Genomic DNA, 20,976 nt, shown 5'->3' with positions numbered 1-20,976 from the left:
TACAAGTATTCACGCATCTCGATGTCCTTATTCGGGTTCGACTGATAGCCCTGCTGTTGTTCAGCCTTGATGTGTGGATTTTGACTCTCAGTGTCGCTTGATACCGTCTCCGAAGGGCCTCTGCCGCAAGGTACTGACGTCTTCTTGGAGCTATTTGAGCCTAAGTAAAATTTAGCGTGTTTGAGATTCATCTAATGAAAAATTATTTACCGGGGGCGTCCGTTGGTCGGCGTAGATGGCCGATAAGGGCGATATCGAGGATGGGGCAGAGATCGACATCGAACTGCGCGTCACAGGGATTGACGAGTGGGAGCACGATGCCATCGCTCGGAAAATCCAATTCGAGGACGTCGATGATGCGACGGTAGAGATGACAGTGTTTCATAAAAACGAGGTTGCGGGCTTCGAGTGGCAAACTGAGGAGTGGTATCTCCTAGAGAACGCCGTAGGGAACGAATTCCGTGGCGAGATGCAACTCAATCCAGGGTATGACCTCACTGTCACACAATTAGACGAACCTCCAGCTGCTGCCGAGAACAACGAGTCAGCAGAAAGTGAATCCTCGGAGGAACGGGGAGAGCAGTCGGGGGAGAAGGGTTCGAGTGGTCCTACCGCGGCGATATCGGGTTCATCTGACGGTGAAGAGTTTCTTCGCGGAAGTGAAGTCGCTGGTAGTTCGCGGCCGACAGCTGATGGTGGTGGTGAACTCCTGCACCAACAGCCGCTCTCGGACGGGAATTACCTGCTGCAGTTCGAACTCGGGGAGTTGCCGGAGCTATCTGTCCATGAGTACGAACTCCGGGCGACCGGGAGTGGCGGGATCGACCCGGATGATTTCACGAACGGTATTGAGGGATTCACGGCGAAAGCGGCGAACTACTACAAATCACGGACCAGGAGTCCCGTGACGACGGCTGATGCGTCCCGGCGACGTATCTACGCGACTGAGGAACTCCACGGCACGATCTCGATTCACGGGTACACGGTCAAGCCGGTCCATCAGGGCGAGACGATACTTGAAGCACGGTCGTACACGGACGACGGCCCGCTCCAAGAGTTCGTCAAGCAGGACGTGAAACGAGCGGTTGCAGGTCGCTTTGAGGTGTCGGGTATCGATTCAATCATTGAGCCGACCCCACAGCGAACCGCGAACAGTGGGTTGTTTGAGGCCTATCGGAAGTACAAGTGCCGTATTCGCGTTGATGCTGACGGGACTGTGATTTGCGGTGTGAACGTCGCATACCATCTGGAATCGACCTTCTCCGCTGCGGAGTGGGTGCAACGTGGACTCGATATTGCCGAGGTGACTGTCGAGCACGACACGGACCTGTACGACAGTGCGCGCACGGCGACGGTCAAGGAACTCATCGACATGGACTACGATGATGTACTGGACGGGCCGGGTGTCCCGATGTCGGAGTACCATCAGAGGCACGTCGAACAGGACGTCATCGACTCGGTGCGAGCCGGCGACCCGACCATCGCTGATCTGCAGTACGGAAGCGGCGAGGATTCAATCTTCCCGCAGGTCCTAGAGTACTGCAAGGTCATCCCGACGTTCGAACAGTTGGGTCGCGTCGATGAGACGTTCCTGAACGTCATTCACAACGAGAGCCGGATGAAACCCGAAGAACGGTTCAACGTCGTCACGTCGTTCGTCGACCTACTTGGCCCGACGCCGTACTTCGGCTTCGATCCGCTCCCACAGCCCACAAACATCGGGTACCGAGAGCACGTGATTCGGAACCGTCCCAACCTCCGGTTCGGAGACGGGAAAACCGGGTATTACGGTGCTGGTGGGCTGGAGCGGAAGGGCTACGGGGTGTACAAGACACCTGACTCGTTCGACATCATCGCACTGTATCCTGCAGACGAAGAGAAGGATGCGCGGCCGTACGTGCTCTCGCTGCTCAACAAGCTCGCGGACTACGATGCGAGTCCGACAGACTTCGACCGCGACACCTACGAACTCGGCTCGGAGTTCCACTACTCGCAGCACGCGCAGAAAGCGAGTGACTACGATGCGGCGCTGATCATCGTGCCGGATGCAGACGAGGCTGCGGCAGCGGACTACGATGACCCGTATCCCGAGTTCAAGCGGCGGCTCGGCCAGCTCGGCGTGCCGAGTCAGATGATCTCCGTCGACAATCTCGGCAACGACAGCTACCGTGGGAACATCTGCTCGTCTCTCATCGGGAAGGCGGGGGGAGTTCCGTGGCGTATCGACGATGTCCCGGGGGATGTCGACGCGTTCGTCGGGCTTGACGTGACGTACGACCACGCGACCAAGCAACATCTCGGTGCGGCCGCGAACGTCATCATGGCCGACGGAACCATCCTCGCGTCTGAGGCCGTCACGAAGCAGGCTGGCGAAACGTTCGACGAGGACGACGTAGCGAACGTGATAAAGCACGTCTTAGAGATCTTTGCTGAAGAGGAAGGCCGGCCACCGCGGCACGTAGTCATCCATCGGGACGGGAAGTTCTATCTCGATGTCGAGAGCCTCATCAAACGTCTCGACAAAGCCCGGGATCTCATTCAGCGATTCGACCTCGTCGAAATCCGGAAATCAGGAAACCCCCGTATCGCCGAGTACAACGAGTCAAAATCACGGTTCGAAGTCGCAGACAAGGGTGTCGCCTTCCACGTTCACAACGGGAACCACTCGTACCTCACCACTACCGGTGGACGAGAGCGCATTCCTGGCACCCCGCGGCCGCTGCAGATCGTGAAACGCCACGGATCGACAGACCTCGACACGCTTGCGGAGCAAGCCTACTGGCTGTCGGAAGCGCACATCGGATCGCTGAGCCGCTCCACCCGACTCCCCATCACCACGTACTACGCCGACAAGTGCGCCGACTTTGCCATGAAAGGCTACCTCACCAAGGGGAGCGTCATCCGCGGTGTCCCGTACATCTGACTATCATGTACCCATCGACACACCGGTAGCTCTCACATGACCAAGACAGCATTCGAAGCAACAGTCGAGTTCGATGACGGCAGCACCGCCGACCTGGAGATGGCTGCCGACAAGTCGTGGAACAGTTTCCTGAACTACTTCGGTGACGCCCAGCATGTCTACTGCGTCACGTACAGTCAGTCGCCCGCGTTCATCTACAAGATGTTTCAGAACCGGGACCTCGCGGTGGATTCACTGGAGGTCATCGTCGGGGACAACCAGCACGACGACTACCGGCGGTCGTTGAAAAACACAAACAATGCAAAGAAGATCGCCGCGCAACTGGAATCATTGCGACGAGACGGTGACCTCCTCATTCATACTGTTGATTCCGCACGCGTCCTCCTCCACACGAAGCTTTACATCATCGAGAACCAGGACGGATCTCGCACACTCATCTGTGGATCGGCGAATCTCTCCAAGCAGGCCTGGCAGGGAAGCAAGCAAACCAACGTCAATATCGCATGGCGTACCGACGGGGATACGCCGGTCGACGAGTGGTTTGAGCGACTCTACGCGTTCCATAAGGACTACGCAACGCCGTTCATGGAAGATCTCACCGAGGAGATAGAGGACGCCGAATCGGCGGAAGAGGAGGCGAAGGTCTACGACATCTGGTTGGGTGGGGACGAGTTCAGTGATGATCCGGTCGCCGAACTGAACGCCCGGCTCGACGAAGCAGTTGACGACGACCAAGTCAACACGTACAACGCCGTCACGGACGCCGAAGAAGCAGAGAAGGTAGTGTTCGCCGCCGAAGAGACGGATACCGACCCGACAGAGATCAGTCCGGACAAGCGTGTGCGCCTCTCTCCGCAGGGTCTCGAAGACGCTATCTCAAATCTGGACGACACGCTGTCCGCTAATAACATCCGTATCAACGACGGCGAAATTGTAGCGACGCCGGCCGGCATCGCACGATACAAAGAGACGTTCACCGGATACCCTGACATCAACGTCGACAACGAAGAGAAGACGGTCGGGTTGCGCGTTGACGACTCTGTCCTCGAACTAACCGCTCCTCTCCCGGACGATCCGCAGAAAGTCGCTGACGCGCTCAGCCTAATCGAGCAGTACGTCGAAACGGTCGGCGAGTTCGGAGAGACGCGAACCGAGAAGGAAACGCGTGCGCACTTCTATGAGGGAGTTATTTACTTCTGCTGGGCTCCGTTCGCTAACTACTGCGCCCATCACTACGCCGAATACGAATCCGCCGAGCTGGACAAGGACTTACCGTTCCTGTTCCTTCACGGTGACAACGACAGCGGTAAGGGAATGTTCCTCCGGTTCGGGGCGCGACTCATCTCGAACGGGTACGTGCAGGAGGTCACGACCGGCGACGACTTCATCAAAAACAACATCGAGCGCGCTCAAGCGTCGGACACGGTTTTCCCGTACATCGTTGACGACGTGGCGAAGTCGAAGATCGACCGAGACATCATCAAGTCGTACTGGGAAGGGAAGTGGGACGGCACTATCCAGATGCCGACGTTCATCTTCTCCTCGAACGACTCCACGAAACCTAAATCCGAACTTCGGACCCGCATGAAGACGCTGGATTTCAACGTCAACTTCTCCGAATTGAAGAAGGACGAACGAGAAGCAGCCGCACAAATAGCGGCACAGGCAGACAGTTGTAACCTGTTCCCGTGGTTCGCTCACCTGTTCTTGCAGAAGAACATCTCGCTCCCGAATCAATCAGACCGACTCGCGGATGCTCGGGACGTGTTCGCGCAGCTGTATGCGTACGCCGAGAGGGAACCACCGGAGTACGTCCCGCTGGAGAAACCGGCCGAACAAGAACACGACCCGGGGCGACGGAAGTGGATCAGTGCGCTGTCTGACGGGCTGTGCGAACTCGACTTCAAGGATGACGGGCGTATTGTCGCTGATTTCTCTTCGACTCTGGATAAGCAGCAGTGCTGGGAGTTCCAGAAAGCAACGCCAGCCCATATCCGGGCGAGTATTTACGGGCCAGCAGTCCAGTTTGAAAGTGTAACTAGATTCGAGGATTGGATTGACGAGCCAGATATCATCGAGGACGCGCGACGCGACACTGACACAGCCGCCGACAACACCGGTGTCCTGTCTCGAGTCACAAAACTCGTCCGAGGATAAACAGTATGTCTCACCACTCTTCTCCCCAGCAGTTCGACGGGGCGTTAATCACAGTACCGTTCGGGGCCGAGAACATCGAGCGGGCAGTACGGGACGAATACCGACGGTTGCTCGACGAGCACGATTCTGAGGATGTGCTCGTCATTACGGGTGCACCGACGAGTATGGACACGTTCCGTGAGACGCTCGATAAGGAACTCCCCGGAGCAGTCATCCCATATGTCAAATCGCTCGTCGTACATGCAACCGACGTCCTGAACCAGACCGACGACCGTGTCATCCTCTCTGACGCACTCCGACGAGAACTCCTTCATCGGTTCCTCGCGGAGTACGAGTGGGAGACCGACTATCTCCAGCGGGCCGCCGAACAGTCCTCGTTCATTGAGGATGTCGGGGATGTGATGGACACGATCTCATGGCAGGCCAGTACCCCCGACGAGACACCGGAAATTCGTGATATTGCAGCCGGACTCGACGCGTTCCACGGGTGGCTCGCTGAGCACGACCACATGGAACGAGGCCAGCTCATCTCCGAGGCACTCAGTGTCCTCAAGAGTGACTCCGGAAGCGACGTCGTTGACGTCGACGCCGTTCTCGCCGTCGAGTTCGAGGAGTTCTTCCCACTCGACCGGGCGTACCTCGATGCGCTGGCCCGTGACTGCGACCTTGTCTGTATCGCCGAAGCGAACGCAAGTATCCGTCGCACATGGGTCGAGAGCGGACCGGTTACCGACCACGTCACGTTCAGCGAGGAACGCCACACCGTGGGGACAGGCCCGTCGACACGACCCGCGGCAACGGCCGAATACTTCGCAACGGAGTCCGTCCCTACGGACCCTGAGGCAGGTGTCGTATCGGTCCTCGCCGCGGACTCCAGTGAGGAGCAACTGGCAGACGTGGCAAACGAGATTGAAGACCTCTGTGGGCGGGCGGATTGGACGTACGACGACATCGCGGTCGCCACCAAGCAGGGTGGGTCGAGCGTAACCGACGCGATCCAGTCGTTAGAGCGGTCGGGCATCCCGGCCGAATCGACGAGCGTCACGGGCTTCGGAGACGACCCTGCCATCCGTGAGCTCCTGGCTGTCGTGCGCGCGCTCGCCGCGGGGTCCACAGACGAGGCAGCTGCCGAAACCCCTGAGACAAGCGAGCACGGCCCGACGTCCGATCCGGAGTACCTCACGGCGCTCGCCGACATGGACGGTCTCGAAGCGGCGCTCCGCCGGTGGGCGACCGAGTCCGGGTTGAAAGAGCGGATCGCTGACCGCGCCCCACCGCTCGACGCGCGAGCGCAGTTCGGGAACGTCCGTCGGGCGTTCCGCATGGCCGCGTTCCTCGAAGACACGGCGTTCGTCGAAGCCACGTGGCCAGCGCTTAGAGAGACGCTCGAACGCGCTCACAAGTACGCTCCAAAGCACAACCAGACGAGCGCGACCGATCTCGACGGTGGTGTCCGAGTCGACCACTTGCAGGCACTCAAAAACGAGTCGTTCCGAGCGGTGTTTCTCGTGAACCTCGTCGACAGCGAGTACCCCGGCGACCCGTGGCTCACGCGACTGTTCCCCAACGAACGAGCGGCGTCGATGCCTGATTACCCGGCTGTGACGCAGCTCGACGACGATGCTGTCGACGCGACGTTTCCGACCGTGTCGACAGCGTCCAGTCGTCCGTTCGCCCGGTATCATGCGGAACACGCCCGGCGGCGGCTTGCTGTCGGTGCTGCCGCGGCGACCGACCGTCTGTACTGTTGTCTCTACGAGTACGAGGACACGGCGCTCAAAGAGCAAGCGCAGGCATCCCGGTTCCTGGCTGCTGCCTACCGGGAGCTGTCGTGGATGACGGAGGCCGATCAGCCACAGATTACGAGCGAGAAAGCAGCCGAGGAGTTTCTCCTCTCGCGGGTCGATGCCGCTATCGCCGATGTCCGGCGAGCGACCAGTCAAGACGTGGCGATCACCCTCGACGACGTTGAGGCAGACCTCGGCGAGATACAGGACGTACTCGACAAGAGCGGTGTGCGTGGCGAAGAGCTCCGGAAAGCGCTGCGTGCGCGTATTGAGTTCGCCAACGGGGAGGTGCGGCGATGAGCGAGCGAGCGCTGTCGCCCTCGCGGCTTGCGACGTACGCTACGTGTCCACGACTGTACGACTACAGCTACGACCAGGATATCACCGCCCCAGACCGAACCGAACTGTACCTCAATCAGGGGATTATCTATCACGAGACGATCGAGGACGTCTGCGACGCCACGGACTCCGACGACGATGCGGAGACGATTCACGAACGGGCGATGGAGACGTTCGAGGTGAAGTGGGAGCAACAGAGCAACCGCGATGACTACGCTTCCGAGGCACACCAGCGCTACCAGCGCGCCGAGAACCGGGCCGCCCTCGAGGCGTTCTTCGATCCTGATGGCGGAGACGGCATCGACCATGCTCGCCGCTCGATTGCGACCGAGTGCTGGGTCGAGTGCGAACGCGACGGCCGTGGCCTTCACGGGAAGGTCGACAACGTTCTTCGGACGGCAGACGGCCTGCACGTCATCGACTACAAGCGGAACACTCGTGGCGTCCTTTCGTCGGGCACCGCGGACTATCTGGCCGACCATCTCGCCGGGGACGCGCACGAACCAAAGCGCGTCAGGAACGCTTTCCAGACCGCGACATACATCGAGGGCGTCAAGAATGAGCCGTTCTACGAGCCCGGGATGGCGGTGCGGTTCAGTTTCTACGGCCTCCTGAATCACACGTCGTTCGAGAGCACACCGACTGGGTACTCGATATCAGCGCGTGGCTATCCACGGGAGACGACAGAGATCTACGAGGAGTACCACGACACGATTTGGACGCTCATCCGTGAGGCACACGACGGTATCACAGGGAGAGCATACACCCCCGAACCGTTCGGCCTCATCTCAGACGAAGCGTGTCCGGACTGTGAGTACCGGGAGATGTGTGCGGACCGCCTCGCTACGGAGGTGCGGCGATGAGCGACCAGCCGTCCTGGCTGCCCGTCGCTGACGACATCCTCTCGCCGGAGCCACAACAGGAAGCGATCATCGACTCGGAGGCGTACCCGATGCGTGTTCTTGCCGGCGCAGGCACGGGCAAGACGTTCACGATGGTCCGGAAAGTCGAACACCTCATCGACGAACAGGGCGTCTCACCCGACCGCATCCTGGCGCTGACGTTCACCAACAACGCTGCGGACTCGATGCGGGAAAAGCTCAACGCGAAGCTCGGTGCGGCAGGGTACGATATTGACGCGTACACCTACCACTCCATCTGTAACGAGATCCTCACTGACTACGCCTACGAGGCCGGCCTCGACCCCGACTTCGAGGTGGCGACCGACCCCGAGAAGTACGCCATCGTGCTCGACGTGCTCGACGAGATCGAGTACCGTTCAGTCAAGCCGAACGTCTACGACGGTGCTAGCTACGCATCGGGTGCCGCCTCGAAGCTACTGGATTTCATCGGGTCGATGAAACGAAGCGGCATCGAGCCCGTGGACATCGACGCCTACCTCGGCCCGGCCGAGCGCGTCTACGACGTCGCAGACACCCCCGAACGCGTCGAAACCATCGCCAGCAATCATCTCGGTGGACGGTCCGTCTCGAGTGTTCTCGACTCGCTACCGGATGCCCGGGCCGACCTCGTCGCAGAACGTGACGCTCTCGAAGACGACGGCTTGGAAGCGAGCGTTCGTGACTTCCTCGACCGCCTCGTCGACCTGTGTGACGCACTCGAAGCGGCGTTCCGGGCTCACGAGGCCGGCGACCGGTCGCCGCTTCCGGACAACGTTCACAAACTGCCTAAGTACCTGCTCGGCGGGTACAGTAGCGGCGCTCCCAAGGGGATTCCGAAGACACTGAACCTCGAACTCACAGCGCACCTCGAGTCGTTTCTCTCGGATTGTCTGACTGCGCGGGACCTGACAGACGGGTACGCCGCCTACGAGCGTGAACTGGACGAACGAGACCTGCTCGACTTCGATGGACTGGTCGTCGAGACGGCTGCTCTCATGGACTCGCCGGTCGGTGCGGAGATCGCCGACCGGTGGGACTACGTGTTCTGCGACGAGTTCCAGGACACCGACCGGCTCCAGTTCAACCTCGTGACGTCGCTCGTCACCGAGGATAACCTGTTCGTCGTGGGTGACGACGACCAGGCAATCTACGAGTGGCGCGGCGCGCACGTCGCCAACATCACGGACGAACTGGACCGTGTGTTCGAGGCCCTCACCGACAAACCGCTGGAAGAGAACTTTCGCTCACGTCAACCGATTCTGAACCTGGCGAACGAAGCGATCACGAAACTCGAGCAGCGTCAACGCCACAAGTCACTTACTCGCGTGAACGAACCCGACTACGATGGCGACACGATTGCCGTCGTCGAACAGCCGGACGAGGAAGCTGAGATGGACAGCGCCGAGCAACTCAGAACGGTCGTCCAGAACCTGCTGAGTGGCGAGGCAGGCTGTCTGGACGACTCGTACGAACCGGGTGATATCGCACTTCTCGTGCGGAAGAATGCACACGCCACGCCCGTCATCGAGGCGTTCGAAGACGCTGGGATTCCGTATCAGGTCGCGGGCGACCTCGCTACGGAGTCGGTCGGCGTCGGCACCGTGACCGCGTACCTGAAGGCGCTCGCCCGCACCGACGACGAGGTGAGTTGGAACCGGGTACTCACGATGCGCTATCGGCTGTGTGATGCCGACCTGCGAACGCTGAACACCGGTGACGACCCACTCGTCGACATGCTCCGAGAGACACCACTCGACGAGTTCGAGGAGCCAGACCGCGTGGCAGACGCCCGCGAACACGCGGTTGAACTGCTCACCACACGAGAAACGGATTCTCTCGGACGGCTGTACCGCCGGTTCAAGGACGTGACGAACATCGAGTGGTATCTGAGCGAGCAGGAACGCCGCGACCTCGCCCAACTCGACGGTGTCGTTGAGCAGTACGGCGACAGCGCCGTCCAGCCGCCGCTCACGCCTGAGTTCATCGACTCGCTGGAACACTACGACTCGTTGTTCGACGAGAGCGGATCGGCGCCCACGAGTCAGCCCGACGTCGCCGGCGACGCGGTCAACGTGATGACCATCCACAAGAGCAAGGGACTGGACTTCCCGGTGGTACTCATCCCACAGGTCACAGCAGACGAGTGGGCACCACGGTCGCGGACGTACGACGCGCTCGAAACGGGCCTCTCGGACGGGCCCACCGCGGCGTTCGGCGAGGACTTCCTCGTCCGTGACGCCAGGGAGACACGGCGCGTGTTCCACGTCGCTATCACTCGCGCCGAAGATATCCTCGTGCTGCAGGGTCGGAGTGACGACGGGGACGATGAGATAGACACACACCCCGTCTTGGATTTGACCGAGGATCTCTTGCCCGAGCGGATTCCGTGGCAACCCGAACGGGGGACGCTCCCGATCTGGTCCGACGTACAGGAGTCGTTGCCGGTGGACGCGAGGAACTGGACCGAGACGCTCGCCAGCGACACGGTCGGTCAGACTGGGGGAACAGTACGACACGGCGACGAGGAGCTGTCTGTGGAGACGGCTCGTGAGCGAGTGGTCGAGCTCGCCACTGCGTCCGTAGAGAGCCGTCTCACACACCCGGGCGCCCGCGAGCGCATCAAAACCGAGGTGCTCGCGGGCCCGTCGACCCCGCAGCCAGCGGTCTCACACAGCTACACGTCACTGTCGACCTACGAGGAGTGCCCGCGGAAGCACTACCTAGAGTACGTCGTCAACGCGTTCCCGGACTACCGAGCGAACCGAGACGATTCGACCGATGGCGTCTCACAGCGCGACATCGGGGTGCTCTTTCATGACACTGCCGAACAAGCGGCGAAACAGGAGATGCGCACCCGTTCGGACTGGTACGACATCTGTGAACGCCTCGCCAGCAAACGCCGTGTCGAGGACGCGCTCCCAGCAGCGAAACAGTGTATCGACCGTTACTTCGAACTGGATGTGAGTAGGTACGAACTCCTCGATGCCGAGCGGGAGTTCGAACTCGACGTCAACGGCCACGAACTCGTCGGGTACATCGACGCTGTCTATCGAACACCAGACAACGAGCTCATCGTCATCGACTACAAGGCGACCGAGCGACACCGAGACATCGAGCAGGATAAACAGCTCCCCATCTACCTGCTCGCCTGCCGCGACCTCTACGACGAGCCGATTCAACGCGCAGGATACGCGTACGTGGGCGCGATCGGACCCAAAATCGAGACACGAGCCTACACGGAGAGCGACATCGATACCGTCGAAGTAGACGTGACGACGACGATGGACCAAATCGATGACTTCTCTTTCGGAAGATTCCTCGATGGCGACCACTGTCGGTGGTGTCAACACAATCAGCTCCCGTGTGCTGCCAAGACCTTCTCAGGTTCTCACGAATAGATTGAAGAGACAATCATCATGACGACACTGGTCTGGTCTTCACAACTCGGCTCTGTGCTCATTCTTGGAGGTGAGTGATTCCACTACCAGCGCTGACAGTATACCTGCAGCGACCCCACCATCTTCTGTCTCGTACGATATAATTGGGTGGATAGGCCCCTTCCGTAGTGATATACTGCTCCGATAATGCAGCATGGAGTCTGATGGTAATCCACACAGGTATTAAGGGTATTAGAGGTTATCTTTCGGCATGGTATTTGATGCGTCGATTAAACTCGAAGATGGCGAATATGAAGGGGCATATGGATTTGAGCAAATCCGGGCAGAGGAAAACGAGGGCGGTGGCACCGATGTGGAAGTGGTATTTCCAGACGGACGAGTGGAAGTATATGAAAATGCAACTATTGCTGACGTAACTCTTGAATGATAAGTATACTGAAGCGCTATACAATCCCTCCAGAACCAATAGATTGTAAAAGATCTCTTTGTGATTAAGTATGAAACGGCCAAGTGAGCAGAGAGGAGACGATCCTCCAACTGATCAGATTGGATCTGATGGACTTGAGAGTGATTTAGATGGGTGGGAACCTTGGTATCCCTGCCCTGAGTGCGGGTCAACAACATTAGAACAATCTGAGACGTTCCTCGTGTACGCGTCTGAAGATGGGAGCTACGGGGGAGAAGATGCGGACCCACATTCTCACATAGAATGTGCAGAGTGTGGAAAAGTACTGCAAGAATGAGTGACATATGCGCAATGTGCAGTTGCCATTATTGTAAGAAAATGTCATTGAAACTATATATCCGCCAGTTCGTCTGGTAGATTGATTCTTGATCCGACAGCGGTTATTGGTAGTTGTCGAGCGTGGAATCCCAAAGCTGGTTTCTCTCGGATGACCCTTTATCCGGTGATTCGCTCGAATTCACTCGCAATGCGGCGCTGTCGAGCGAGGATCGTCTGAAGATTTGACCCGGTGCCTCGGCAGTTGATGTCTATCTCCTCGCGCTGCCAGTTGAGATCCGCTTTCTCCGACCAGACACCGAATAGTGTCGTCTTCGGCAACACGAGCACGCCGAACAGGATCGAGAGGTAGTACAGCGTGTCGGCGACGACGTCCCATGACGTCGTGACGCGTCGAGGGAGTGTAGACTGAAAACGGAGATGTTGGGCTGCGATGCCAGCGTCGTCGGCTTTCTCGATGAACCCGTAATCGTTGCTGAGGAGGAACGGTGTCTTCCGATGGTTCTCGTCGTAGCGGACGTAGCCGTCGACGATGGCGTCGTCGCCCGGGTCGCTGTCGACGAAGTCGACGTTCCGGTTGGCGATGAGGTTCTGATATTCCTGAATCCCGAGTCTCCCCTCGCGCTTCGACCCGCCGGGTTGGCCCTCAAACCTATGGAACTCACCGCCGAATGCCTCGACGAGCGAGGCGGCCTGTGCACTGGAGTACGAGAACTTCCAGTGAAGTTCGTCAACTACACCACTCGATAGTGCGTAGCCGTTCGTTGGTCGGCGGTACTTGCTGTCGGTCGCGCCGGTTTCGTGGTCGATGCCGAGTACCTCAGGGAAACCCCACGGGAAGATGTTCGCGTCTATACCCACCATGACTGGGCTTTCACCAGCGTCGACGGCTGGGTAGCAGATCCTGTCGACAGTGGATTCGATACCGGACTGGTTGGCGAATTCGATCACGCCACTTGCGGTGAGTGCCTTCACGAGCGTCGTGGTGCTCGGCAGGTCGTGATATGGTGTGTCACCGTACTGCAGCCGAATCTCGTCACGGGCGTCGCGGAACTCGTCGAGGTCTACGTCGAATCGGACCGTGGCCGTGTCGTTATCCTCTAACCGAATGTCAAGGAGCGTGCCGATGTCGGGGTTCGGATGTGCGACTGTAATCGACGTCTGGTCGAGATCGTACAGGCCGTTCAATAGGACCATCAGATGGGTTCGTTCGAGTTCCATTAGTCTGGAAACAGCGCTCTAAAGTCGATTAGGTCGGTTGCGGTGCGGGGAATCGTCGAGTGGACCTTTCCGAAGTAGTCCTCCGAGGCGACGTGGTTGTAGTAGACATGCGTGGCCTCGTGCTTCATGCCCACTTGGAACGCGATGGCCGACATGAACTTGCGCCCCGGTGTGACGTCAATCGCCACCTCGTCGGTAGCTGTCGAGTCGCGGATCGGTGCGTAGAAGTGTTCGACGATGCCGTCGAAATCTGTCTCGTGAGGCAACTCGGTCACATCGACTGAGACCGCACTCGTGCCGTACGCAGTGAGCACCATCGACAGTAACTCCGTGATCGTGTCGAGCTGTGAGTCGACCGTCGGATTCGATAGAAGGCGTACAGTTGAAGGGATGTACCCGTCTTCACACGCCGCGATGAGCGAATTGACCACGGACTCTGGATGGGTGCTCATCGACGTCACCCAGTACCGAGTCATGAAGAGTATTATCCACGACTCTGTGTTAATTGTTCCCGTGGTCCCAACAGGTGACTCTAACACTGGCACCGGGGATTCGATTCACCACCCACGTTGCTCTCGCGTGAATTAGTGGGTAAGGCTCGTCGGCCGGCCGGTCTTCGATTTATATTTTGGCGTCCTCCGCAGGCAGATAACCGAATGCCAGTGGGCGTTTGTTCGCATCGTCGCCTTCGAGTCAGTCAACAAATTTCTGGCAGAGACGGCTGGTCCGAGAAAGCAGCCGTGGATGATCCTTCTATCACCGCCTCTGCATAGCCGTGGCTTGGTCGTCCCCGGAAATTTACCCTCTCGAATCGGGTGAGGGGCGGACTAGCTACGTTCTCCATCCACTGAGAAGCACGGTTCGCCTTCGATCACGATGTCCACGCCAACACAACCAGACCCAGACAGCGCTGACGATGCACCACGCTCGATGACAACGGCAGTTCCGATCGCAGACCTGCTCGCCCGCGAGACGACCCTTTCGTTTGCTGGTCTCACTCCTGCCGACCAGTGCGACTACCCTGATGCGGTTTCATCGGAAGCTCGGTGTCTCGGGCCCGATCCCCGGTCGATGAAGGATGTCATAGCGACCCTCCCGCAGGCGAGTTCCGGAGAGCTCTGGGCGACCAACGAGTTCGTCGGAGTGGATGGAGCCGTCGATACCGAGGCAATTCGCGACGTTCACGGCTTGAATGTCGATGCACTCGAGGACGCTGCGGGGTGTTCACTCGACGAGCTTGCGACGAGAGCGTCGTCGGACCCGTTGGTTCGCATCCGCGACCACCAGGACATCGTCGACGAGCGCCGGAAGGCGCTGTGCGCCCTCGGCTACGACGTCACGTTCCGCTGGCAAATCGCCTCGGACCGGTATTCGATCATCAACCCACAGGAGGCGTATCTCCCCATCATCGGTGCGCTCCAGCAGCGCGGTGAGACCGCGGCGTTCGGTTGGGCGAGCTACCGAGACTGGGGTGGCCTCCTCAAGATGTTCGTCGTGTGTCCGGGCCTCGAACACACCGTCTCCGGGTGGGAGGACGCGGAATTCGATGACGCTCCTGACGGCGTGACGAGCGTTGGTGGCTCGGGTGAGACGGATTTGGTCGTCTACGGCGGGTTCGAGACCGGGTACGACTTCCGCGGGACGCAGACGCTGTGGGCGAAGCCCATCCTCTACTTCCCCGAGACTAGTACCGTCGTTCCCGATACGGGGAAGCGCTACACGCGCCGGCACTACGGCCGGGCGACTGACGCCACTCACGAGCGGGCGAACGACCGCGTGCCGATCAACGAGTGGTGGACGGCAATCTACGACGACGTTGCGGACCGACTCGTCAACGTCGACCGCGCCATCCGCCGCACCCGGGCGATTGCCTACGACTTCGAGACACTCCCGTTCGACGCGGCCACGTGCTACCAGTACTGGGGGGTCGCTGCGACGTACGCCGAAGCCGCTGCCGACCGGGCGACCGCCCTTGCTTCCCCGTCATCTCGACCGACAGTGTATAATCTCCAGCTGTCGCTGCTGATCGCGCTCCTCGATTCGTACGAGGGCTCGCTGGCGTCGGATACCTACCAGGAGTATATTGAGACCGCCGGGGAGCTACTTCGAAAACCAGCGATGATGATCCAGTTGGCGCTAAGAGAGCACGACCGTCAGACCGACGATGAGTGTGACCGCGTCCTCCCGGATGGCCAACAGACGCTGTCCGATGCACTCGAAGACATCGTCGATATTCCAGGGATTGAGGTCGGTGATGAAGGCGCCTTGTCGGATCAGGAGGCCCAGAAACTCAACGACCGGATTCAACACAAACTCACAGAGTTACAGTCTCCAGAATAACGAGTCTTCTCCGCAGGCGGTCAAAGCCAGTCACTGACGTACGCGACGTGATCAGAGAGGTCGGAGACTGACCGTTCAATTCGGCGAACCGCACGTCTCACTTCGCCGCCCGTCCGGGTCACGTCCGCGATAATGATGATACCTGGATGCTCGTCTGCCGGTGGATTACTGAAATCCGACTGATCAGCTGTCAGCAGAACTCGATTCTGCCGGGTTGCAACGGCTAGAACGTCTGGATCAGTCGCGCTCACCCCGAGATCCTCGACGTCGACGACACGGACGACATCATGGCCGTCGTCGCGGAGGGCCTGTATCCACTCTGTCTCGACGTTTTCGTCCGCGAGAAGCTCCATCGAACGTCCTCTACGTGGTCTCGTCAGGAACGAGGCGATTCGGCGCGTTCTCCTCGTACATCGACTGGTTCTGTGCCTCGATGGTACGCATCTCCTCGGGATGGCTGAAGGCGTACGCGAGCGCGGCGTGGACCTCGGCGACAGAGATGTCGTAGCTCGTGGCGATGTCCTCGGGCGTGTCGTCCCCTTCGACGTAGCGCTGGTAGACGTGATACACGCCGATACGATGTCCCTCTATCCGGGGATTCCCGCCGAGGACATCGTCCGTCGTCACGATCTCCGGCATCGTCCCGTCCGAGCTCGATTGTGACCCAGTTCCAGCCATGATCCGTTGGTGTCCTCTATGCGCTACTAACGCGTCTCGCGTAATAACCACCAGGGTCGATGAGGCGGTCCTAACCGAGTGTTCTGTCCGAGTCTCGATCCGCCCCTGATTTACCGACCCTCAATTGGGTGGCGGGATTCCCGCGTGGGTTCCGTCTCCCACCTATGTCCTCATCCGAGTCAGATTCAGCTGTCGATCGACCCGAACCGCTCGTCGTCCTCTCACACCTCGTCCATCGTCTGCTCACGCGCGAGGGAGGGAGTGTCCCGCTCGAACGCGTGACCCTCCGGGTCAGCGACTACGTCGATATCGGCGATCAGGAGGCCGCGGACCTCATCGATGCTGGTGCTGCCGAGGGGGTTTTCACTCTCGACCGGGGGTCCGGTGGAAGTACGACCATCGTCGGGGTCTCGCCGCAGGGTGAGGAGCCGGCCGTGATCACGGAGGCCTTCGGTGGCCCTGCTGGCGCTACTGGGACTGTCGATTTTCAAGCCCTCGAAGTCGTCACCGAGAGCATTGCGACCGCACTCCGTGATGACGGCTACGCGACCTTCACCGATCTCGCGGACGCTGATGTCGGTGATCTCGCCGGATTAACCGGGACGCTAACCGAGAGTCGTGCGGAGGCGATCATCCAGGCAGCGCCCCGGCACGTCCCGGTTGGCGTGTGGCTCGCCCGGAGTGCCGACATCCGATACGGTCGACGCGTGGAGGAGACGACGGGTCGAGGGACGGCTCAGGTGGTCGATATCACCGCCGCCACCGAGCCTGTCGGTGAACCCCGCTATCGATCCGAGGGGCTCGAGCCGGACGCTGTCGAGGCCCAGTACGTCTCCGATATCGGCCGGAACGAACAGGACCCGGTGCCGACAGGTCTACACGTCCTCGACGGTCCTGACCATCCCGACGTCCCGAAGGCCGCGACGCATCCCGAGGCGGGGGACGACGCCCTGCCAGTCGATGCGTCAGGGAAAGTGGTTCCGCCGGCGGTTCCGACGGAGCCGCGTCTCCAGCTTCCACTAGACGAGCTGCTCGCGAAGAAACTGGCCCGTGGGCTAGTTCCGATCCGTCTGGTTGGCCCACGGGGCTCCGGGAAGAACTACCTCGTCAAGTACCTGTGTCACCGAACGAACCGTGGCTACGTCTCGGTAGACTGTGACGAGGCTACCCACACGGAGGACCTGTTCGGACCGCTCACGCCCACCGAGGACGGGCTGATCGCTCCTCGGAACGGGCCGGCCAAACAAGCGCTACTGAATGGGTCGGTGCTGGTGCTCAACGAATTCCCCGTGATGCGTGCTGGCGCCGCGATGTCGCTCCATCGCCTGCTCAACGAAGGAAAGCTCCTCGTGAAAGCGCATGGCGAGTTGGTTGAGCCCCATCCATCAGCACGAATTGTGATTACGATGAATCCGCCGACCCGTGAGTACCGGGATTCCGAGCCGATGAACTCGGCCACTCGTGGCCGGTTCCGGGCGCTCGAACAGCCCTACATTCAGGACGTCGACGAGGAGGTCGCGACGCTGGATGCACAGGTGAACGCCAGTCACGAGGTTGTGGATCGGGGGACGCTCCGGAAAATCGTCCAGTTCGCCCACCAGACCCGGCAGAACGAGAACTGGCCGACGCTCTCGACGCGAAATCTGACGATTCTCTGCGAGCACATCGAGGACGGCGCTTCTCCGAAGGCAGCGGTCAAGAACGAGGTGTGGGCAGTCGCCGAGCCGAATCAGTATCCCGACGACACCTACGAGACGCTCAACGACTATCTATAGTCGTTTGAGTTACCCCACGAATTAGATATTCTATCGCTCGTGGGGTAACTCCCTCTACAGGCGTTTATCACTTGGAAATGAACGAGGAGGCTACGCGCTTCTCGTGATCACCATGTTCGACACCACCTCATCCACCGGGCCTACAGCACAGAGATTCGTCCCTGACGTGGCTGCTCAAGTGCGGACGTCATCTGGACGAACAGAGCGACTTCGTGCATTCATTCGTGGTCATCTGCCAACGGAGACCGATGTCGAGGTCGTTCTCACGCCAGCCGTCGAAACCGCTGCGGTCCTTCCTGCCAATCTCGATGCGCTCGTGGCCAGCGACGCAACTGAATTCGAGCGGCAGCAGGCCGAACAGCTCCTCGAGAACGTTGACGCCGAATTTCTCGTCCTCGTGACGACCCAACCGGCGCAGTTGGACCGAATCCCGGTGAACGATCAACTGACCGCCGATCACGCCCACCAGTTCGGGCTCGCCTTTCACGAACTGCTCCATATCCTCAAGACGGCTATCGGCCCCATCGCAGAACTCCTCGAAACCGAGATCGATCCCGACTATCGCCAGCAGGTCCACGATCTCGTCAACATCATCGAGGATGGAGCCATCGAACAGGAAGCCGTTGAAGGAGCGAACTTCAGTGACAACGCCGAAATCCGCCTCGAACTCACCCGCCGGATCCATTCGCAAGTACCCGACGATATTCCCGACGGTGAGCAGGTTTGGTTCTCCTTCTGGGACGCCGTGACGAGTGCGCTCTACGAATGGACGATCTATCCGACGGGCATCACGGAGGTACTTCTGGACGAAGACGACGAGCGGATCGTCTTCGCGTCGGAGGCGGATGCCACGGGCTTCGATGCTGTTCGGGAGGCACTCCAGCGGTTAGCGCGGGATGCCCTTTCGATCCGGAGCGCCGAGCGCGATGACATCACCCACAGCCACGATAAGACCGCATCTGTACGGCGAGCTCGGCTCGTCGTCGAGACCTGGCAGTCGGCGATCCTCCCGCTCCTCGAGGACCGTTCCGAAGCAACCGCCGAGTCGCCAACGGAGGGCGATGATCAAGAGACTGCTGTGGACTCCGTCTCATCGTCGGACTCGGACGGCTCGGAAACAGCTGGTTCTGAGACTGAAACTGACCCATCGAGCGACGAGGGAACCGACGGACAGGGCGACGAGCGTCCGCAAGTCGAACGGAGCGCAACGGTCAATCCGTTCCAGGACGTCCTCGACCAGCCTACAATCACGCCGGATCGGCTTGATGGAGACCTTGACGAGACACCTGGCCTTGACGATCCGAACGCCCACACTGCCGATACCCCCGGCTCAGACTCTGATGATTCATCCCAATCGGTGGGCAGCGATGAAGACCAGCCCTCCCAGCCCTTGCCGGCCTCGAAGCCTCTCGACTCCAGAGCGCGGGCACTCGCTCGCTCCATCGAGCGCCCGAACACAGAACCCGAGTCCTCGTACGATGAACGTCCCTCCAGCGGTGACGAGGTGGATGACAGCTCTGATACCGCACAACAGTCGACCATCGGGGATTTTGACGACGGCTGCGCTCCTCTTAACGACTGCTCATCTGGAGAGACGACTGACTCTCGCGATGAGCGCGACTACGGCTACGAGCAAGTCGAAAGCAAGGCCCCAACCACGAGTACCCCCTCTGAGGACGGATCAGAATCCACAGCCGCCCCCGAGCCGGCACACGCTGAGGTCCTCGATCGAGATCCTGCTAATGAGATAGACACCTACGAGGAAGCACTCACTGCCGACCGAACTGCGGCTCACGACGAGGCAGACCGGGAGAGCATCGACACCGACGCGCTGGAGCGTGAGTTGGAGGACCTCAGCCACCGGCTCGATCGGGGTAGTTCGGACGACGACCAGGCGGCCGGCAGGACGACTGGGGGCCCGGGCCAGCTGGACGAACTAGAGCTCGTTCCCATCGCTGATGACCATGCACCACCGGGGATGTGGGCCGACATCGAAGACGGCGCTGCCCGGGTTGCTGGCACGCTCGAGAAACAGCTCCGGCTCGACCGGCAGCGTGATGTTCGGCGAGGATTGACCGCCGGTGGATACGACACCACCGCGGGCCATCGGCTTCTGATCGGCGATCCCCGAGTCTGCAAGGTTGACACGCCGGGCCGCGAGAAACGCTACGCACTGGTGCTGGTCCTCGACCGCTCGGGCTCGATGCGAAACGGCGAGCCCCCGAAGATCGAGGTCGCGACGAAGGCGCTGGCGCGGTTCGCCGTCGCTGCAGAGGGGCTCGGGATCGAGGTGGCGATCGTCGATTTCGTCGACGGTCACGCTCGGCTCGTGAAACCCTTCTCTGTCGAGACTCGCCACGTCCACGCGGCGCTACTTGACACGGACTGTGGTGGGGGAACGCCGCTGGCGGATGCTCTCGAACTCGCACGCCAACTCGTCGAGGATCACCGCGACGAGCCACTCATCGTCGCCGTGACCGACGGCGAGCCGAGTAGCGTCGACGACGTCATCGATCAGATTCGGGCCGCCCATGCCCCCATCTGTTCGCTCACCATCGCCACCGATACCCAGCCGGGACGTCTCTCGACTGACGCCTCGAAACTCGCCGAATATTATGAGCGTGAAGCCACCGTGTACGACGGGGGGCGGCTAGACGACCGGCTCGATCAGTTCGCCAGTCTCCTCGTCGGATTCTAACAGGGTTTGTCAGGCT

The 20,976-nt window shown here is 60.1% G+C and carries 14 protein-coding genes; 9 read left to right on the top strand and 5 right to left on the bottom strand.

Annotation, left to right across the window (positions count from 1 at the left end):
• The first annotated feature begins 235 nt into the window (after positions 1-235).
• The 6 genes from NKJ07_RS23965 (at position 236) to NKJ07_RS23940 (ending at position 11,933) form a co-directional block, all read left to right on the top strand.
• On the top strand, positions 236-2,923 hold the full coding sequence (locus NKJ07_RS23965; protein ID WP_318571261.1) for a Piwi domain-containing protein: 2,688 nt from the start codon (positions 236-238) through the stop codon (positions 2,921-2,923).
• A 36-nt stretch (positions 2,924-2,959) separates the two neighbouring features.
• Positions 2,960-5,080, top strand: coding sequence for a phospholipase D family protein (locus NKJ07_RS23960; RefSeq protein ID WP_318571260.1), 2,121 nt, complete (start codon positions 2,960-2,962; stop codon positions 5,078-5,080).
• Between the two features lie 5 nt (positions 5,081-5,085).
• Complete coding sequence (locus NKJ07_RS23955) at positions 5,086-7,167, top strand: DNA helicase UvrD (protein WP_318571259.1); 2,082 nt, start codon at positions 5,086-5,088, stop codon at positions 7,165-7,167.
• Positions 7,164-8,069, top strand: a complete 906-nt coding sequence (locus NKJ07_RS23950) for a RecB family exonuclease (protein WP_318571258.1) — start codon at positions 7,164-7,166, stop codon at positions 8,067-8,069. The genes NKJ07_RS23955 and NKJ07_RS23950 overlap by 4 nt, the downstream gene beginning before the upstream one ends.
• Complete coding sequence (locus NKJ07_RS23945; RefSeq protein ID WP_318571257.1) at positions 8,066-11,506, top strand: ATP-dependent helicase; 3,441 nt, start codon at positions 8,066-8,068, stop codon at positions 11,504-11,506. The genes NKJ07_RS23950 and NKJ07_RS23945 overlap by 4 nt, the downstream gene beginning before the upstream one ends.
• Before the next feature lie 250 nt (positions 11,507-11,756).
• Complete coding sequence (locus tag NKJ07_RS23940) at positions 11,757-11,933, top strand: hypothetical protein (RefSeq protein ID WP_318571256.1); 177 nt, start codon at positions 11,757-11,759, stop codon at positions 11,931-11,933.
• A gap of 474 nt (positions 11,934-12,407) precedes the next feature.
• Here NKJ07_RS23940 and NKJ07_RS23935 read toward each other — a convergent pair whose 3' ends face one another.
• On the bottom strand, positions 12,408-13,223 hold the full coding sequence (locus NKJ07_RS23935) for a hypothetical protein (RefSeq protein ID WP_318571255.1): 816 nt from the start codon (positions 13,221-13,223) through the stop codon (positions 12,408-12,410).
• A gap of 245 nt (positions 13,224-13,468) precedes the next feature.
• A complete protein-coding gene (locus NKJ07_RS23930) occupies positions 13,469-14,014 on the bottom strand; it encodes a PDDEXK family nuclease (RefSeq protein ID WP_318571254.1) in 546 nt (181 codons plus the stop codon).
• A gap of 718 nt (positions 14,015-14,732) precedes the next feature.
• Here NKJ07_RS23930 and NKJ07_RS23925 point away from each other — a divergent pair.
• Positions 14,733-15,809: a hypothetical protein gene (locus tag NKJ07_RS23925; protein WP_318571253.1), complete on the top strand. Its 1,077-nt coding sequence runs from the start codon at positions 14,733-14,735 to the stop codon at positions 15,807-15,809.
• A gap of 20 nt (positions 15,810-15,829) precedes the next feature.
• Here the strand turns inward: NKJ07_RS23925 and NKJ07_RS23920 are convergent, their stop codons facing one another.
• Both NKJ07_RS23920 and NKJ07_RS23915 read right to left on the bottom strand, forming a co-directional pair.
• Positions 15,830-16,162 carry a DUF5615 family PIN-like protein gene (locus NKJ07_RS23920; RefSeq protein ID WP_318571252.1) on the bottom strand — a complete coding sequence of 111 codons (333 nt, stop codon included), beginning with the start codon at positions 16,160-16,162 and terminating at the stop codon, positions 15,830-15,832.
• 10 nt (positions 16,163-16,172) lie between these two features.
• Positions 16,173-16,487, bottom strand: coding sequence for a DUF433 domain-containing protein (locus NKJ07_RS23915; RefSeq protein WP_318571251.1), 315 nt, complete (start codon positions 16,485-16,487; stop codon positions 16,173-16,175).
• A 164-nt stretch (positions 16,488-16,651) separates the two neighbouring features.
• Between NKJ07_RS23915 and NKJ07_RS23910 the strand changes: the two genes are divergently transcribed.
• On the top strand, positions 16,652-18,262 hold the full coding sequence (locus tag NKJ07_RS23910; RefSeq protein ID WP_318571250.1) for an AAA family ATPase: 1,611 nt from the start codon (positions 16,652-16,654) through the stop codon (positions 18,260-18,262).
• A gap of 187 nt (positions 18,263-18,449) precedes the next feature.
• Here NKJ07_RS23910 and NKJ07_RS23905 read toward each other — a convergent pair whose 3' ends face one another.
• The gene (locus tag NKJ07_RS23905) at positions 18,450-18,947 is read right to left on the bottom strand and encodes a hypothetical protein (RefSeq protein ID WP_318571249.1); all 498 of its coding nucleotides are present in this window, start codon (positions 18,945-18,947) and stop codon (positions 18,450-18,452) included.
• 60 nt (positions 18,948-19,007) lie between these two features.
• Between NKJ07_RS23905 and NKJ07_RS23900 the strand changes: the two genes are divergently transcribed.
• Entirely contained in the window at positions 19,008-20,960 is a 1,953-nt protein-coding gene (locus NKJ07_RS23900) for a vWA domain-containing protein (RefSeq protein WP_318571248.1), read from the top strand.
• The last annotated feature ends 16 nt before the right edge of the window (positions 20,961-20,976 follow it).

Origin of the sequence: Salinigranum marinum (genome assembly GCF_024228675.1) — an archaeon.
Taxonomy (GTDB): Archaea; Halobacteriota; Halobacteria; order Halobacteriales; family Haloferacaceae; genus Salinigranum; species Salinigranum marinum.
The sequence above is the reverse complement of the archived record's forward strand: the minus strand, read 5'-3'. Positions and strand labels throughout refer to the sequence as shown.

Bases quoted from the DNA above. Each gene is read 5' to 3' on its own strand.
- NKJ07_RS23965 (WP_318571261.1), top strand. From the start codon at position 236: ATGGCCGATAAGGGCGATATCGAGGATGGGGCAGAGATCGACATCGAA.
- NKJ07_RS23960 (WP_318571260.1), top strand. From the start codon at position 2,960: ATGACCAAGACAGCATTCGAAGCAACAGTCGAGTTCGATGACGGCAGC.
- NKJ07_RS23955 (WP_318571259.1), top strand. From the start codon at position 5,086: ATGTCTCACCACTCTTCTCCCCAGCAGTTCGACGGGGCGTTAATCACA.
- NKJ07_RS23950 (WP_318571258.1), top strand. From the start codon at position 7,164: ATGAGCGAGCGAGCGCTGTCGCCCTCGCGGCTTGCGACGTACGCTACG.
- NKJ07_RS23945 (WP_318571257.1), top strand. From the start codon at position 8,066: ATGAGCGACCAGCCGTCCTGGCTGCCCGTCGCTGACGACATCCTCTCG.
- NKJ07_RS23940 (WP_318571256.1), top strand. From the start codon at position 11,757: ATGGTATTTGATGCGTCGATTAAACTCGAAGATGGCGAATATGAAGGG.
- NKJ07_RS23920 (WP_318571252.1), bottom strand. From the start codon at position 16,162: ATGGAGCTTCTCGCGGACGAAAACGTCGAGACAGAGTGGATACAGGCC.
- NKJ07_RS23915 (WP_318571251.1), bottom strand. From the start codon at position 16,487: ATGGCTGGAACTGGGTCACAATCGAGCTCGGACGGGACGATGCCGGAG.
- NKJ07_RS23910 (WP_318571250.1), top strand. From the start codon at position 16,652: ATGTCCTCATCCGAGTCAGATTCAGCTGTCGATCGACCCGAACCGCTC.
- NKJ07_RS23905 (WP_318571249.1), bottom strand. From the start codon at position 18,947: ATGGATCCGGCGGGTGAGTTCGAGGCGGATTTCGGCGTTGTCACTGAA.